The sequence below is a fragment of the Sphingomonas sp. Xoc002 genome (assembly GCF_050408055.1).
Taxonomy (GTDB): domain Bacteria; phylum Pseudomonadota; class Alphaproteobacteria; order Sphingomonadales; family Sphingomonadaceae; genus Sphingomonas; species Sphingomonas yabuuchiae.
This window is the reverse complement of sequence record NZ_CP191175.1, coordinates 2,818,949-2,833,278: the sequence shown is the minus strand read 5'-3', so window position 1 is coordinate 2,833,278 and position 14,330 is coordinate 2,818,949. Positions and strand designations below refer to the sequence as shown.

Here is a 14,330-nt window from a genome sequence, read left to right as displayed (position 1 = left end):
TTACTGGCCCCGGCCGGTCTTTTCCTGAAGCGCGTCGATCCGCTTGGAGGCGTCGGCCTTTGTCAGCGTATCGTCGAACGGCTCACCTGCTTCTTCGGACAGGGTCTTGAGATAGCTGGCCTGCGCGCCGGTCATCTTTTCGTCGCCGGTGGTCCAGTCATCGGGGTCCTTCTCGGCGTTCGAGAAGGGTTCGGTCTTGGGGTTATCGGTCATCGGATGATCCTTTCGGGGGGATCAACGGCGATGTTCCAGTTTTGTTTCTTTGTTTGGTTCGCGCGGAGACGCGGAGCCGCAGAGAGGTTCGGGATGGGATCGGCGGTGGGAGTCCGTTCCGCCGGAGGCTTCGCCGCACCCTCGATATGGGAGGACAGCCTGGCGGCTGGATTCGCCATCTCCGCGCCTCCGCGTCTCCGCGCGAACCTACTCGGGCCCTCGTGGCGTGGGGCAGGGCGTGCGCTTTTCGCTCAGCGTGAACGAAGCGGCCGCAAGCTCTCGAGTCCGTCCAACCTGAGCGAAGTCGAAGGCCATGGCCCGGATCGACTTCGCTCAGTGCGAACGGCAGGAGCGGTTTAGCCCGCCCAGGCCTCGAACGGCAGGTCGAGCGCTTCGGCGACCGCCGCGTGGCGGATCTTGCCGCCCGAGACGTTCAGGCCGTTCGCCAGATGCGCGTCGGCCTTCATCGCGGCCTCGGCGCCCATGTTCGCCAGCTTCACCGCGAAGGGCAGCGTCGCGTTGTTCAGCGCGAAGGTCGAGGTGCGGGCGACCGCGCCGGGCATGTTGGCGACGCAGTAATGGATCACGCCGTCGACCTCGAACACCGGGTCCTGGTGGGTGGTGGCATGGCTGGTCTCGAAGCAGCCGCCCTGGTCGATCGCGATGTCGACCATCACCGAGCCGCGCTTCATCGTCTTCAGCATGTCGCGGGTGACCAGCTTCGGCGCCGCCGCGCCCGGGACCAGCACCGCGCCGATGACGAGGTGCGCGTTCTTCACCGCGGCCGCGATCGCTGCCTTCGACGCATAGGCGGTCTTGATCTGGCTGGAGAAGAACATGTCCAGCTCGGCCAGACGATCGTTGTTGATGTCATAGATGGTGACGTCGGCGCGCAGGCCCACCGCCATCTGCGCCGCGTTCACGCCCGAGACGCCGCCGCCCAGGATCGCGACCTTGGCCGGTGCCACGCCCGGCACGCCGCCGAGCAGGATGCCACGGCCGCCCTGCTGCTTTTCGAGATAGTGCGCGCCGACCTGCACCGCCATGCGGCCCGCGACTTCCGACATCGGCTTCAGGAGCGGCACGCCGCCGCGGGGGCTGGTGACGGTTTCATAGGCGATGCAGGTCGCGCCCGACTTCATCAGGCCTTCGGCCTGCGGCTTGTCGGCGGCGAGGTGGAGATAGGTGAACAGGACATGGTGCGGGCGCAGCATCGCGACCTCGACCGCCTGCGGCTCCTTGACCTTCACGATCATCTCGGCCTGCTCGAACACCTCGGCGGCGGTGGCGACGATGCGCGCGCCCGCGTCGACATAGTCCTGGTCCTCGAAATCAATGCCGGTACCGGCCTTGGTCTCGACGATCACCTCGTGACCGGCAGCGACCAGCTCGGCGACCGATGGCGGGGTCAGGCCGACGCGATATTCGTGGTTCTTGATTTCCTTGGGAACACCGACGCGCATGATGAACTCTCCTGAAAAAGCGTTGCCCCAATAATAGCGCCGATGGGGTGGGAGAGGTGTGCAAAGCGGTCCCGCCGCATCGTATAATTTGGGATATTCGTGCGTCTTCGGCGGGTGTATCGGGATGAAATGTCCGACGCGATCGACCGCCGCATCTTGGCCCAGCTGGCCCGCGATTCCGACCTGACCAGCGCCGCGCTGGGCGAGAAGGTCGGCCTGTCCGCCAGTGCCGCGCATCGCCGCGTGGCGCAGCTTCGCGAAAGCGGGATCATCGCCGGATATCGCGCGATCCTGAGCCATGAGGCGCGCGGGCGGCCGTCGACCGTCATGGTCAACGTCACGCTGAAGGACCAGAGGCAGGATACCATGGCGGCGTTCGAGCGCGAGATCCTGCGCTGTCCCGAAATCGTCGAATGTTTCCTGATGAGCGGCGAGGCAGATTACATGATCCAGGTCGAGGTGCGCCGCGACGACAGTTACGAGCGTATCCACCGCGAGACCCTGGCCCGCCTGCCGGGGGTGACGCGGCTGGCGTCGCATTTCGTGATTCGCGAGGTGGTGCGGCGGTCGTAAAGGGGCATGTTCCTCCCCTGCAAGGGGAGGTGGCGCGCGCAGCGCGTCGGAGGGATGTCCCCCTCTCGATAGCGCGACACCCCTCCGTCAGGCCTGACGGCCTGCCACCTCCCCTTGCAGGGGAGGAATGATGACGGCGCCCGCTTCCCACCTTCGCCTTCAGCCGATAGGGATCGGCCCATGGTAAAGCAGGCTTCCCCCTCCCGCATCCTCCGCGCCGCACTGACCGCGCTGGCAATCGCGCTGACCCCGGCTGCGGCCTTCGCCGATGCGCTGGTCGACAATGTCACGGGCCTGACGCTCGACAAGGACGGCAAAGTCGTGCGCTTCACCGGCCTGCTGCTGACCCCGGACGGCAAGGTCGTGAAGCTGCTGGGCGCCAAGGACAAGCGCCCCGAAAAGCTCGACTGGCGGGCGGACATGAAGGGGCGGGTGATGCTGCCCGGCTTCGTCGATTCGCATGGGCATGTCATGGCGCTGGGCTTCCGCCAGATCGAGCTGGACTTGGGCAGCACCAAGTCGCTGGACGAGGCGAAGGCGCGGATCGCCGCCTATGTTGCAGCCAACCCCGAGCGGAAATGGATATTGGGCGGCGGCTGGAACCAGGAAAGCTGGGCGCTGGGTCGCTTCCCCACAGCCGCCGATATGGACACCGCCGTCGCCGACCGTCCCGTCGTCATGGAACGCGCCGATGGCCATGCGCTCTGGGCCAACAGCGCGGCGATGAAGGCGGCGGGGATCACCGCCAAGACCGTCTCGCCCGCTGGCGGCCGGATCGAGAAGGTCGGCGGCCAGCCCTCCGGCGTGTTCGTCGATGCGGCCATGGCGTTGATCCAGAAGGCCATTCCGCAGCCGCTGGCCAAGGACCGCAACGCCGCCTTCCTGAAGGCGCAGAACGACTTGCTGAGCCACGGCATCACCGCGACCGCCGATATGGGCACGACGCTGGACGAGTGGATGACCTATCGCCGGATGGGCGATGCCGGAAACCTGCGCGTGCGGATCATGAGCTATGGCGGCGGCGTCGACGATACGGTGCGCATCGGCGGCACCGGGCCGACGCCCTGGCTGTACAACAACAGGCTGCGGCTGGTCGGCGTGAAGCTGTACGGCGACGGCGCGCTGGGTTCGCGCGGCGCCTGGCTGAAACAGCCCTATGCCGATGCGCCGGGCCAGACCGGGCTGGGCTTCATGTCGGACGACGTCATCCGCAACCTGATGAGCCGCGCGGCGATGGACAAGTACCAGATCGCCGTCCACGCGATCGGCGACCGCACCAATGCGCAGGTGCTCGACGCGATCGACGAACTGGCCGAGACCTATAAGGGCGATCGGCGCTGGCGGATCGAACATGCGCAGATTGTCGATCCGGCGGACCTGCCGCGCTTCGGCAAGCATGGCATCATCGCCTCGATGCAGCCGGTGCACGAAACCAGCGACCGCCAGATGGCCGAGGCGCGGCTGGGCCCGGCGCGGCTGACGGGCGCCTATGCCTGGAACACCATGCTGAAGAACGGCGCGACCCTGGTGTTCGGTTCGGATTATCCGGTCGAGCGGCCCGATCCCTTTGCGGGCTGGGCGGCGGCGATCACCCGCCAGGGCCCGGACGGCCAGCCCTATGGCGGGTGGCAGCCGCAGGAGATCGTCGGGCGCGAGGCGGCATGGCGTGCCTTCACCATGGACGGCGCCTATGCCGGGTTTGCCGAAGACCTGTTCGGGCGACTGGGGCAGGGGCAGCAGGCGGACTTCATCATCGTCGACCGCAATCCGCTGGACATCAACCCCAGCGAATTGCGCGCCACCCAAGTCGAGGAAACCTGGATCGGCGGGCAGAAGGTGTGGGAGCGCCGCTGAGATGCCTTCGGGGCGGCGGCTGTTCCTGATCGCGCCGACCCTGGTACTTGTCGGGGCGAGCGATCCGCCGCCCATGGTCCGTGAGGTGCCGCCCGATGGGCGCGTCACCGTCACCATCGACGGGCAGGCGATCCCGGCGCGGATCGGCCCAGGCCTACCCGCCTTCCTTTATCTGCCGCGCGCGCGGGCCGATGCCCTGTTCGGACAGGACGCGACGATCGGCCGATCCGGCTTTTCGCTATTCTCGGCCACGCCAGCATCGTCGGCGCGGATCGGGCCCATCCGCATCGCGGGTCGGGTGCGCCGCGTGATGTTGGGCGTGGGCGATGCGCTGCCCGAGACCGCATGGGTCAAATGGTTCGAAACCGACGTCTATCCCGGTGACGAGGCACTGGGCGGCCCGCATGTCGTGCCCGAGCCCATCGTGCGCTTCACGCTTCGCGCCAGCCAGCCCGATGACGTGGAGGCGGCGCTGCCGCTCGCCAGCCGCGATAACTGGTGGCTCTCCAGCGTCGAGCTTCCCATTGGCGGCCACGACGTCACCTTCGCCTTCGCTCCGCAATTTCCCCGCACCGTGGCAAGTGCGGCGGCGGGGGCGGCGATCGGGCGGGCGCAGGGCGCACAGTTCGACGGGGCGGTGCAGCCCGTGCTGATCTCGCACGGGGTCAGCCGTCCGGCACGCCCCGTCCGGCTGGCGAGGCCGCTGGTGCTGGGGCCGTTGCGCATCGCCGAGTTGCTCGTCCGCACGCATGATTACGGATCCGCGACCGACATCGACCCGAGCGAAGCCGACGGGCTGGAGGCGGACCGACGCGATGTCGTCGTCAAGGGCAAGCGGACGAAGAGCAGGCCGTCCTATGTCGTCTATATCGGCGCGGATATGCTGAACGGATGTTCGTCGATCACCTATGACAAGCCGGGGCATGTCGTGACGCTTCGGTGCCGGGCAACAGGCTAGAGGTGGGATCGATCCAATGCCGTCATGGCTTCGCCACACCAGGGCAGATCGACATTCCCGCTGAAGGGGTTGCATTCCTCCCCTCTAAGGGCATGGGGTTCTCGATGCCGACTGGTTCGGCCAGGGCGAAGTCGAAGGCCACCTCCCGCCGCCCTCGGGCAATTCAAATGTCGCGCAACGAAAAAGGCCGGTCCTTTCGAACCGGCCCTTTGCGCAACCCAAAGCGAAATCAGGCGACCTCGGCCTGCTCCACATCGTCGGGCTCGCGCAGCACATAGCCGCGGCCCCACACCGTCTCGATATAATTCTCGCCGTCGCAGGCCAGGCTGAGCTTCTTGCGCAGCTTGCAGATGAAGACGTCGATGATCTTCAGCTCCGGCTCGTCCATCCCGCCATAAAGGTGGTTGAGGAACATTTCCTTGGTCAGCGTGGTGCCCTTGCGGAGCGAGAGCAACTCCAGCATCGCATATTCCTTGCCGGTCAGGTGGACGCGGGCATTGTCGACCTCGACCGTCTTGGCGTCGAGATTGACGGCCAGCTTGCCGGTGCGGATGATCGACTGCGAATGGCCCTTGGACCGGCGGACCACGGCATGGATGCGCGCGATCAGCTCTTCGCGGTGGAAGGGCTTGGTGACGTAATCATCGGCGCCGAAGCCGAAGCTGCGTACCTTCGAATCCATCTCGTTGATGCCCGACAGGATCAGCACCGGCGTCGAGACGCGCGCAACGCGCAGACGCTTCAGCACGTCATAGCCGTGCATGTCGGGCAGGTTCAGGTCGAGCAGGATGATGTCGTAATCATACAGCTTGCCGAGATCGAGGCCTTCCTCGCCCAGGTCGGTCGTATAGACGTTGAAACCTTCGCTGCCGAGCATCAGCTCGATCGCCTTGGCGGTCGTCGGTTCGTCTTCGATCAGCAATACGCGCATCGACAGTCCCCATTTGCGAGTGATCGCCCCCCTTGCCCCGGCGACCTGACGCTCCAATCATTAACCAACGTCGATGTGAACGTAAAAGGTTAATTCGTCCCTAACCTGCATTATCATTATCTTGTCTCACCCGGGCGCCCGGACCGAGCAGGCTTTGATGCTCGACGGCCGGAATATTCTCGCCCAGAACTTCGCGCAGATACAGGCTGCGGATCAGCGTGAAGGCGACGATCAGCAGCGCGGCGGAAAAGAACAGCCCGAACAGCCCGAAGATAGTGCCGATGCCGATGATCGCGAACAGGGTGACGGCGGGCGGGATCGCGACGACTCGGCTGGTGACGAAGGGGGTGATCGCATTGGTCTGAACCAGCCGGACGACCGCGAAGGTGATGAGCGTGCCGATGATCGCGCCATTGCCGCCCTGCGCCGCCAGCCCCAGGGCGGGCAGCATCGCGGCGATCGGTCCGACATAGGGCACGAACTCGCTGAGCCCCGTCAACAGCCCCAGCGCGGCGGCCGATGGCACGCCCGCAATCGCCAGGCCGACGCCGACCAGCACGCCCATCGTCGTCATCTGGATCAGCTGCGCGCGCAACCACAGCCGCAGGGTCGATCCGGTATCGAACAGCGCATCCTCCACGGCGGGGCGCATTGAACGGGGGATCAGCAGCAGGAAACCGCGCTCATAGATTTTCGGATCGGCGGCGAAGAACAGCGCACCGACCAGCAGCAACAGGCAGTTGAGCACGAACTCGCCCGCCCCGGAAACGAGACCCCCGATATCGCGCGCCACGCGGCTACCCGCAAAGGCGGCGCGCACCGCGTCGACCACCTTGGCACCGACCGGCGACTGCGACGCCCAGGCGGCAAGCTGGTCGATCAGCAGCGGCAATTGCGTGACCAGCGTGTTCAACTGCTGGCGAAAGGCGACGCCGAACAGCCAGGCGAGGAAGCCCAGCACCGCCAGCACCGTCGCGATCGACAGGGTCAGGGACCGCTTCGGCCCGATCGGTAGGTGATCGGCATAGAGATCGGCAATGGCATGGATGACGATCGCGCCTAGGATCGACCCGAAGGCCAGGATCAACAGGTCGCCCGCGCGGAACAGCGCGGCGGTCAGTGCCAGGATCAGCAGGGTCAGGACGATGCGGCGGATGAAGCGCGCATCATCTTCGTCGGGGCGCAGCCGATTCATCGCAGGGTCTCCGTGCCTTGCGCGGCGATGCACGGATCGCGCACCCTGTCGGCCAGCCAGGCGATCAGCGCCTCGACCCGCGCGGGGCGCAAGGGGCTGGGCGGGGTGAGCAGGTGGAGCCCGATCGGCGGCGGCGTCCAGTCCTCCAGGATCGCGACCGCACGGCCCGAGGCCAGATGCGGCCCGATGATGAAGCCCGGCAGCCGCGCGATGCCCAGCCCCGCCAGGACGGCGGGCACCAGCGCATCGCCGCTATTGGCGGTCAGCGGCCCCTGTGGCCGTACCGACACTTCGGCACCGCCGGGATGGCGGAAACGCCAGGGGCCGGTGATGTTGGCATAGCCCAGCAGCCGGTGCTCGCCCAGTTCATTGGGATGGCTGGGCGTGCCATGCTCGGCCAGATAGGCGGGCGACGCGATGACATGGGTGGAAATCCCGCAGAGCCGCCGCGCGCGCAGCGAGCTGTCGGGCAGGTCGGCGATGCGCAGCGCGATGTCATAGCCTTCGGCGACGATATCGACTCGCGCGTCGGACAGGCTGAGTTCGATCTCAATGCCGGGATGCGCGACCAGGAAGTCGGCGATGACGGGCGCGATATTGGTGACCCCGAACGACATGGGCGCGGCCAGGCGGATGCGGCCTGCGGGCGCGCTGGCGGCGTCGCGCGCGGCTTCCTCGGCGGCGCGGGCCTCGGCCAGGATTCGAGCGGCATGCTCGGCGAGCGGCTTTCCCGCCTCGGTCAGCGCCAAGCGGCGCGACGTGCGGTGGAACAGCGACTGGTTGAGCTGCGCCTCCAGCCGGGTGATCGCCTTGGACACGGTGGCCTTGGACAGGCCGATCGCATCGGCGGCGGCGCTGAACGAGCGATGCTCGACCACGGCGGCGAAGATCGCCCAGGCTTCCAGATCCGGCAGACGCATCGACACCCCTCATGCCTCTCGCGCGACCCGGCAATGGCTCGGCTTCGCGCTACAATGAACGTGGAAACGATCGGTTTCCAGCGTTTCCGTTTACGCGATCATAATCGGCCCTATCTTGTGGGCAACCAAGGGAGAAATTCCATGACTGCCATCACTGCCGGCGCCGACATCGATCGGGGCATCGACCGTCGCAGCTTCGAAAGCCTGGGCCATGCGAACCATGGTTGGCTGGACGCGCGGCACCATTTCTCGTTCGCCAATTACTATGATCCTGCCCGCATGGGCTGGGGCGCGATCCGGGTGTGGAACGACGACGTCATCGCCCCCAATGCGGGCTTTCCGCCGCATCCCCATGCCGACATGGAGATCATCACCTATGTCCGCACCGGCGCGATCACGCATCAGGATTCGATGGGCAATGTCGGCCGCACCGCGGCGGGCGACGTGCAGGTGATGAGCGCGGGCTCGGGCGTGCGCCATGCCGAATACAACCTCGAGTCCGAGCCGACGACGCTGTTCCAGATCTGGATCGAGCCGCGCAGCCGGGGCGGCCAGCCGAGCTGGGGTGCCAAGCCGTTCCCCAAGGGCGAACGTTCGGGCAAGTTCGTGACGCTGGCCAGCGGGTTCGACGAGGATGGCGATACGCTGCGCATCCGGGCCGATGCCCGCGTGTTGGGCGCGACGCTGCGCGCCGGGGAAAGCCTGGAGCATAGCGTGGGCGAGGGGCGTCACGCCTATCTCGTTCCCGCCACCGGGCGGATCGAAATCGACGGTGTGCCGTTCGCGGCTCGGGACGGTGCGGCCCTTTCGGGTGGCCGGACCGTGACGATCACCGCGATCGAGGATGCCGAGATCGTTCTGGTCGATTCGGAATAAGTTCGTTTTTCTCGAAGGGAGTTACTGACATGGCCAAGGTTCTGGTCCTTTACTATTCGTCTTACGGCCATATCGAGCAGATGGCCGACGCCATCGCCGAGGGCGCGCGTGCCGGTGGCGCCGAGGTGGACATCCGCCGCGTCGCCGAAACCGCGCCCGCCGAGGTGGTCGCCGCCGCGCACTTCAAGACCGACACCGCGCATCCCGAGATCGAAGGTCCCGATGCGCTGACCCAGTATGACGCGATCATCGTCGGCACCCCGACGCGTTATGGCCGGATGGCGAGCCAGATGGCGGCCTTCTGGGACACCACCGGCGGCGTGTGGATGCGCGGGGGTCTGGTCGGCAAGGTCGGCGGCGCCTTCACCTCGACCGCCAGCCAGCATGGCGGGCAGGAAACCACCCTGTTCTCGGTCCTGACCAACCTGATCCATCACGGCATGACCATCGTCGGGCTGGACTATGGCTTCCAAGGCCAGATGGGCGTCAAGGAAGTCCATGGCGGTACGCCCTATGGCGCATCGACGCTGGCCGACGGCGACGGCAGCCGCCAGCCGAGCCAAGTCGACCTGGACGGTGCCCGCTATCAGGGCAAGCGCATCGCCGAGACGGCCGCCAAGCTGTTCGGGTGATCGGAGGACGGGGGTGCCGATGGGCGCCCCCGTTTTTCGCGAGCGCCGGGAAAGGGCGCCCCTATCGCCGCTTGCCCTTCTTCTTCGTTGGAACAGGCGGAGCCGCCACGGGGACAACCGGCACCGGCGGCTGGCTCGACATCGCGACCCTCAACGGATCGCGTATCCCCGGATCGGCGGGAAACCGGGCCCGAGCCTTCGCAAACACCAAGCGCGCCTGCGCCGCCCCCGGTTCGCCGGGACTGGTCCCGACCCAGCGCCAATGCCACGGCTCCCACTTCACCCGCTGCGTGTTGCCCGCCGGAAAACTCATCTCGAAGCCGAAACGCCGCGCATTGGCGATCAGCCAGCGCGCCGCCGGAGACGCGGCCATGCACGCCTCCGCATCCGGACAGCCACGGGCGGGCCGCACCGCGAAGTCGATCGCATAGCCGGTCGCATGTTCGCTATAACCCGCCGGTGCGACCGAGATAGCGCGCTCGGCGGCGGACACGCTGCGGTCGCGGCAGAAGACGTTGCGCTGGCGGGCGACCTCGCGGTGGCAGGACAGGCCGCGCAATTCGCCGCCGACCGCCGGATCGGCCCTGGCCGCATCGAGCAGCCGTTGCAGGTCCGCCAGCATCGCACGGTGGACCTTGCAATAGGGCTTCAGCCCGAACCCGGCGGGGGCGGGCACGACGTCCTGCGCCGATGCGTCGCCATAAGGGAAATGCCCCGCAACCCGCCCGTCAGGCCCCGGCGGCGGCAGCGTGCCGTCACAGGATTGCGCCTGCACCGCAACGGGCAGCGCGGCGAAGATCAGCAGCGCCAGAAAACGCAGGAAAGCGGCAGGAGCGGTCGGCATGACGCGCGCGGCTCTGGCATGTCGGCGCGCACGGTGGCAAGGGAGTGCGATGCACGGAGATCGCGTTCTTTTCATCGACGGCGAAGCGCTGGTAATCGACAAACCGGCGGGCTTGCCCGTGGATCGGCCCCGCAACGGGTCGATCAGCCTCGAAAACCATCTGGAATCGCTGAAGTTCGGCTTCAAGCGCTGGCCCCATGCGGTCCACCGCCTGGACCGCGACACGAGCGGCTGCCTGCTCCTGTCGCGCAATCCCAAGGCGCATGCCCGTTTCCAGCAGGCGTTCGAGGGCGGTCTGGTCGAAAAGCGCTACCTCGCGGTGCTGAACGGCCTGGTCGAGGGGGAAGGGATGATCGACCTTCCGCTCGCCAAGGTGTCGACCATGGAAGAAGGCTGGCGGATGGTCGGCGATCCGTCGGGCAAGTCCGCGCGGACCGGCTGGCGCGCGCTGCGTCATGAGGATGGCCGCACGCTGGTCGAGTTCCGGCCCGAGACCGGAAGGACGCACCAGATCCGCGTCCATGCGGCCACCGGCCTGGGTGCGCCGGTCGTCGGCGATCCGGTCTATGGCGCGGGCGAGCCGGGGGGCATGCTGCTCCACGCCGCCAGCCTGACCGTGCCGCGCGGCGAGAAGGATCCGATCATCGCCGAGGCGCCGATCCCGGAACGCTTCGGCATCTTCCAGAACTAGGCGGACATGCGATGGCGCTGATCCCCGTCACCCGCGCCATCGCGATCGACGAGCGCGAGATCGCCGAGAGCTTCACCCGCGCCTCCGGGCCGGGCGGGCAGCATGTCAACACGACCGACAGCGCGGTGCTGCTGCGTTTCGACGTAGGCGGCTCGCCGAGCCTGCCCGAAGCGGTGAAGACGCGCCTTGCGATGCTGGCGGGGCAGCGGCTGAGCAAGGACGGCGTCCTGACCCTGCGCGCCGACGCCAGCCGCTCGCAGGAGATGAACCGGCGCGAGGTGCGCGAACGGCTGATCGAACTGATCCGCGAGGCGACGATCGTGCCGAAGAAGCGGCGACCGACCAAGCCGACCCGGGCGTCGCAGACCCGGCGGGTGGATGCCAAGAAGGGGCGGGCTCAGGTGAAGGCGGGGCGGGGGAAGGTCCGGTTCGACTGACCTTTGGGGGCGTGGCCTTCGCCTTCGCCCAGGCTGAACGGAGGTCGTGATATGGGGCCACAAGCTCCTCAATCCGTTCAGCCCGAACGAAGTCGAAGGCCACGCGAACCGCTCGCCAACAAAAACGGGCCGACGATCCCTCGTCGACCCGCTTCCATATCCCGAAGGATAAAGCCCTTAGCGGCGGACGTCCTCGCCCGCGCGGACCAGCGCGTTGCCGGTCGCCTGGCGGGCATTGGCCGCACCGTTCTCGATCTTGTCGCCGGCGCGGTCCAGGCCACGGTCGATATTATCACCCGCACGGTCCGCCTGCGCGGCGGCGCGGTCTCCGGCACGGTCCAGCTTGTCGCCGGCCTTGTCCATGGCGTTCTCGGCGGAGTTCAGCGCCTTGCCGGTCGCGGCCTCGACATCGTCGGACGCGTTCTGGGTCGTCGCCTTGACGTCCGAACCGATCGCGTCGGCGGCCTGCTTGGTCTGCTGCTGGGCGTTTTCGCTGCACGCGGCCAGCGAGATCGCGGCGGCACCGGTCAGGGCGAGGATAAGGGCCTTCTTCATGGCAAACACTCCCGTTTCGAACATATGATCGGCGTGCCAACGCAGATCAACCGTTTCGGGTCCGGGCTGTTCTTCATGAATTCGCTCCGTTGACCGCATATAAAGATATCTTTATATCGTGATCCATGGCCAACGCGCTCGAAATCTTTCGCGCCCTCAGCGATCCGACGCGGCTGCGCATCCTGGCGCTGCTCCGCTCGATGGAGCTGTCGGTGGGCGAACTGGCGCAGGTGCTGGGGCAGAGCCAGCCGCGCGTCAGCCGCCATGTGAAGATCCTGGTCGATGCCGAACTGGCCGAACGGCGCAAGGAAGGCAGCTGGGTCTTCGTGGCGCTGGGCGACCGGGAGGCGGTGGAGCCGATGACCGTGGCGCTGGACCGCTGGACGGCCAATGAGCCCGACCCCTGGATGGTGGCAGACATTGCGCGCCTCGCGGCGGTGCGCGCCGACCGGGCGGCGAGCGCGGCGGCCTGGTTCGAGGATCATGCGGGCGAGTGGGACGCGATCCGTTCGCTCCATGTCGCGGACAGCGAGATCGAGGAGGCGATGGCGGGCCTGATCGGCCAGGGCGATCTGGGCGCGCTGATCGACATCGGCACCGGCACCGGGCGGATGCTCGAGCTGTTCGGCGACCGGGCCGAAAGCGCGCTGGGCATCGACCGCTCGTCAGAGATGCTGCGGCTGGCCCGCGCCAAGCTGCACGGCCGCGCCAATACCGAGCTGCGGCAGGCGGACCTTTATGCGCTCCCCATGGGCGACGGCGCGGCGGACATCGCGATCCTGCACCATGTCCTGCACTTCGCCCAGCAGCCGGGCGCGGCGATCGCCGAGGCGGCGCGGGTGCTGGGGCCGGGCGGGCGGTTGCTGATCGCCGACTTCGCGCCGCACGACCGCGAGGAATTGCGGCAAAAGGCGGCGCATAGCCGCCTGGGCTTTGCCGACGAACAGATGGCCAGCTGGTTCGGCCCCGCTGGGCTGACACTGGCCGAGACGAGGACGCTGGAGGGCGGCGAACTGACCGTCAAGCTCTGGCTGGGTGTGAAGAAGGGGCTTCGGCCCGTCGAGACGAATAGGGTGAAGGCGGCATGACGAACACGATCCTGACCCAGGCCGAAGCGGCGCTGGCGCATGACGAACCGCTGTTCGCCGATGTCGGCGGCGATATTGCGGTCAGCTTCGAATTCTTCCCGCCCAAGACGGAGAAGATGGATGCGCAGCTCTGGGACGCGATCCGCACGCTGGAGCCGCTGGACCCGCGTTTCGTCTCGGTGACCTATGGTGCGGGCGGCTCGACCCGCGAGCGTACCCATGCGACCGTCGCGCGCATCCAGCGTGAGACGACGATGGACGCCGCCGCGCACCTCACTTGTGTCGAGGCGACCCGCGAGGAGATCGATCAGGTCGCGCAGGAATATTGGGCGGCGGGCGTGCGGCATATCGTGGCGCTGCGCGGCGATCCGCCCGCCGAGGGGGCGCGTTTCGTCAGCCATCCGGGCGGCTATGAGAATGCGGCCGATCTGGTCGCGGGCCTCAAGAAGCTGCACCCGTTCGAGATTTCGGTCGCGGCTTATCCCGAATGCCATCCGGACTCGATCGACAAGCAGGCCGATATCGACAATCTGAAGCGCAAGATCGATGCGGGCGCGACCCGCGCGATCACGCAATTCTTCTTCTCGCCCGAAGCCTATTTCCGCTTCCGCGATGCGGCGGCGGCGGCGGGGATCACGGCCGAGATCGTGCCGGGCATCCTGCCGGTGTCGAACGTGGCCCAGACCCGCAAGTTCGCCGCCATGTGCGGGGCGTGCATTCCCGACTGGATGGACCGGCTGTTCGAAGGGCTGGACGACCATCCCGCCGCGCGCCAGCTGGTCGCCGCGACCATTTCGGCCGAGATGTGCCGTCGGCTCTATGCCGGTGGGGTGAAGGGTTTCCACTTCTACACCTTGAACCGCGCCGAGCTGGCCTATGCGATCAGCCATTTGCTGGGCGTGCGGGGGAAGAAGGCCGAGGCGGTCGCGGCGGCGTGATGTTAATGCTTCGGGCGTAAGGGGGCTGGAATAACAGGGGGTGTCGCTTGCGGCTTTCCCTCCCCCGGCCCCTCCCGCCTGCGGGAGGGGAGAAGAGAATCGAGGGTCGGGGTTGGCGATGGCGCATGACCGACGACCCAGGCACATCCCTCCCGCAAGCGG

Annotated in this window: 16 protein-coding genes; 9 read left to right on the top strand and 7 right to left on the bottom strand. The window is 67.2% G+C overall.

Annotated elements, in window-relative coordinates:
* A complete protein-coding gene (locus ACQR50_RS12855) occupies positions 1 to 213 on the bottom strand; it encodes a DUF3072 domain-containing protein (protein ID WP_042484874.1) in 213 nt (70 codons plus the stop codon).
* A 356-nt stretch (positions 214 to 569) separates the two neighbouring features.
* Positions 570 to 1,676, bottom strand: coding sequence for an alanine dehydrogenase (ald, locus tag ACQR50_RS12850; RefSeq protein ID WP_184105416.1), 1,107 nt, complete (start codon positions 1,674 to 1,676; stop codon positions 570 to 572).
* 129 nt (positions 1,677 to 1,805) lie between these two features.
* Between ald and ACQR50_RS12845 the strand changes: the two genes are divergently transcribed.
* From ACQR50_RS12845 to ACQR50_RS12835, 3 genes are all read left to right on the top strand, one after another.
* Entirely contained in the window at positions 1,806 to 2,249 is a 444-nt protein-coding gene (locus tag ACQR50_RS12845) for an Lrp/AsnC family transcriptional regulator (RefSeq protein ID WP_428968612.1), read from the top strand.
* Positions 2,250 to 2,429: 180 nt separating this feature from the next.
* Positions 2,430 to 4,103, top strand: a complete 1,674-nt coding sequence (locus ACQR50_RS12840) for an amidohydrolase (RefSeq protein ID WP_428968611.1) — start codon at positions 2,430 to 2,432, stop codon at positions 4,101 to 4,103.
* A gap of 1 nt (position 4,104) precedes the next feature.
* Positions 4,105 to 5,061, top strand: a complete 957-nt coding sequence (locus ACQR50_RS12835) for a hypothetical protein (protein WP_428968610.1) — start codon at positions 4,105 to 4,107, stop codon at positions 5,059 to 5,061.
* Between the two features lie 229 nt (positions 5,062 to 5,290).
* Here the strand turns inward: ACQR50_RS12835 and ctrA are convergent, their stop codons facing one another.
* From ctrA to ACQR50_RS12820, 3 genes are all read right to left on the bottom strand, one after another.
* Entirely contained in the window at positions 5,291 to 5,992 is a 702-nt protein-coding gene (ctrA, locus tag ACQR50_RS12830) for a response regulator transcription factor CtrA (protein WP_042484892.1), read from the bottom strand.
* Positions 5,993 to 6,092: 100 nt separating this feature from the next.
* Positions 6,093 to 7,187: an AI-2E family transporter gene (locus ACQR50_RS12825; protein ID WP_428968609.1), complete on the bottom strand. Its 1,095-nt coding sequence runs from the start codon at positions 7,185 to 7,187 to the stop codon at positions 6,093 to 6,095.
* Positions 7,184 to 8,107, bottom strand: coding sequence for a LysR family transcriptional regulator (locus ACQR50_RS12820; protein ID WP_428968608.1), 924 nt, complete (start codon positions 8,105 to 8,107; stop codon positions 7,184 to 7,186). Before ACQR50_RS12820 ends, ACQR50_RS12825 begins: the two co-directional genes overlap by 4 nt.
* Before the next feature lie 141 nt (positions 8,108 to 8,248).
* On the opposite strand from ACQR50_RS12820, the gene ACQR50_RS12815 reads away from it, so the two are divergent.
* Together ACQR50_RS12815 and wrbA are read left to right on the top strand one after the other, a co-directional pair.
* Positions 8,249 to 8,983, top strand: a complete 735-nt coding sequence (locus ACQR50_RS12815) for a pirin family protein (RefSeq protein ID WP_428968607.1) — start codon at positions 8,249 to 8,251, stop codon at positions 8,981 to 8,983.
* A gap of 29 nt (positions 8,984 to 9,012) precedes the next feature.
* Positions 9,013 to 9,615: an NAD(P)H:quinone oxidoreductase gene (wrbA, locus tag ACQR50_RS12810; protein ID WP_428968606.1), complete on the top strand. Its 603-nt coding sequence runs from the start codon at positions 9,013 to 9,015 to the stop codon at positions 9,613 to 9,615.
* A gap of 61 nt (positions 9,616 to 9,676) precedes the next feature.
* Here wrbA and ACQR50_RS12805 read toward each other — a convergent pair whose 3' ends face one another.
* On the bottom strand, positions 9,677 to 10,459 hold the full coding sequence (locus ACQR50_RS12805) for a M15 family metallopeptidase (protein ID WP_428968605.1): 783 nt from the start codon (positions 10,457 to 10,459) through the stop codon (positions 9,677 to 9,679).
* 49 nt (positions 10,460 to 10,508) lie between these two features.
* On the opposite strand from ACQR50_RS12805, the gene ACQR50_RS12800 reads away from it, so the two are divergent.
* A complete protein-coding gene (locus ACQR50_RS12800) occupies positions 10,509 to 11,150 on the top strand; it encodes an RluA family pseudouridine synthase (RefSeq protein ID WP_184105424.1) in 642 nt (213 codons plus the stop codon).
* An 11-nt stretch (positions 11,151 to 11,161) separates the two neighbouring features.
* Positions 11,162 to 11,587, top strand: a complete 426-nt coding sequence (gene arfB / locus ACQR50_RS12795; RefSeq protein ID WP_428968604.1) for an alternative ribosome rescue aminoacyl-tRNA hydrolase ArfB — start codon at positions 11,162 to 11,164, stop codon at positions 11,585 to 11,587.
* A gap of 177 nt (positions 11,588 to 11,764) precedes the next feature.
* On the opposite strand, the gene ACQR50_RS12790 is transcribed toward arfB, so the two are convergent.
* Entirely contained in the window at positions 11,765 to 12,142 is a 378-nt protein-coding gene (locus ACQR50_RS12790) for a hypothetical protein (protein ID WP_428968603.1), read from the bottom strand.
* Positions 12,143 to 12,267: 125 nt separating this feature from the next.
* On the opposite strand from ACQR50_RS12790, the gene ACQR50_RS12785 reads away from it, so the two are divergent.
* Both ACQR50_RS12785 and metF read left to right on the top strand, forming a co-directional pair.
* The gene (locus tag ACQR50_RS12785; protein WP_428968602.1) at positions 12,268 to 13,230 is read left to right on the top strand and encodes an ArsR/SmtB family transcription factor; all 963 of its coding nucleotides are present in this window, start codon (positions 12,268 to 12,270) and stop codon (positions 13,228 to 13,230) included.
* Complete coding sequence (gene metF / locus ACQR50_RS12780) at positions 13,227 to 14,168, top strand: methylenetetrahydrofolate reductase (protein WP_428968601.1); 942 nt, start codon at positions 13,227 to 13,229, stop codon at positions 14,166 to 14,168. The genes ACQR50_RS12785 and metF overlap by 4 nt, the downstream gene beginning before the upstream one ends.
* The last annotated feature ends 162 nt before the right edge of the window (positions 14,169 to 14,330 follow it).

What these genes read in the sequence shown, in the direction of transcription:
- ACQR50_RS12855 (WP_042484874.1), bottom strand. Translation starts at nt 213, where the DNA reads ATGACCGATAACCCCAAGACCGAACCCTTCTCGAACGCCGAGAAGGAC.
- ald (WP_184105416.1), bottom strand. Translation starts at nt 1,676, where the DNA reads ATGCGCGTCGGTGTTCCCAAGGAAATCAAGAACCACGAATATCGCGTC.
- ACQR50_RS12845 (WP_428968612.1), top strand. Translation starts at nt 1,806, where the DNA reads ATGTCCGACGCGATCGACCGCCGCATCTTGGCCCAGCTGGCCCGCGAT.
- ACQR50_RS12840 (WP_428968611.1), top strand. Translation starts at nt 2,430, where the DNA reads ATGGTAAAGCAGGCTTCCCCCTCCCGCATCCTCCGCGCCGCACTGACC.
- ACQR50_RS12835 (WP_428968610.1), top strand. Translation starts at nt 4,105, where the DNA reads ATGCCTTCGGGGCGGCGGCTGTTCCTGATCGCGCCGACCCTGGTACTT.
- ctrA (WP_042484892.1), bottom strand. Translation starts at nt 5,992, where the DNA reads ATGCGCGTATTGCTGATCGAAGACGAACCGACGACCGCCAAGGCGATC.
- ACQR50_RS12825 (WP_428968609.1), bottom strand. Translation starts at nt 7,187, where the DNA reads ATGAATCGGCTGCGCCCCGACGAAGATGATGCGCGCTTCATCCGCCGC.
- ACQR50_RS12820 (WP_428968608.1), bottom strand. Translation starts at nt 8,107, where the DNA reads ATGCGTCTGCCGGATCTGGAAGCCTGGGCGATCTTCGCCGCCGTGGTC.
- ACQR50_RS12815 (WP_428968607.1), top strand. Translation starts at nt 8,249, where the DNA reads ATGACTGCCATCACTGCCGGCGCCGACATCGATCGGGGCATCGACCGT.
- wrbA (WP_428968606.1), top strand. Translation starts at nt 9,013, where the DNA reads ATGGCCAAGGTTCTGGTCCTTTACTATTCGTCTTACGGCCATATCGAG.
- ACQR50_RS12805 (WP_428968605.1), bottom strand. Translation starts at nt 10,459, where the DNA reads ATGCCGACCGCTCCTGCCGCTTTCCTGCGTTTTCTGGCGCTGCTGATC.
- ACQR50_RS12800 (WP_184105424.1), top strand. Translation starts at nt 10,509, where the DNA reads ATGCACGGAGATCGCGTTCTTTTCATCGACGGCGAAGCGCTGGTAATC.
- arfB (WP_428968604.1), top strand. Translation starts at nt 11,162, where the DNA reads ATGGCGCTGATCCCCGTCACCCGCGCCATCGCGATCGACGAGCGCGAG.
- ACQR50_RS12790 (WP_428968603.1), bottom strand. Translation starts at nt 12,142, where the DNA reads ATGAAGAAGGCCCTTATCCTCGCCCTGACCGGTGCCGCCGCGATCTCG.
- ACQR50_RS12785 (WP_428968602.1), top strand. Translation starts at nt 12,268, where the DNA reads ATGGCCAACGCGCTCGAAATCTTTCGCGCCCTCAGCGATCCGACGCGG.
- metF (WP_428968601.1), top strand. Translation starts at nt 13,227, where the DNA reads ATGACGAACACGATCCTGACCCAGGCCGAAGCGGCGCTGGCGCATGAC.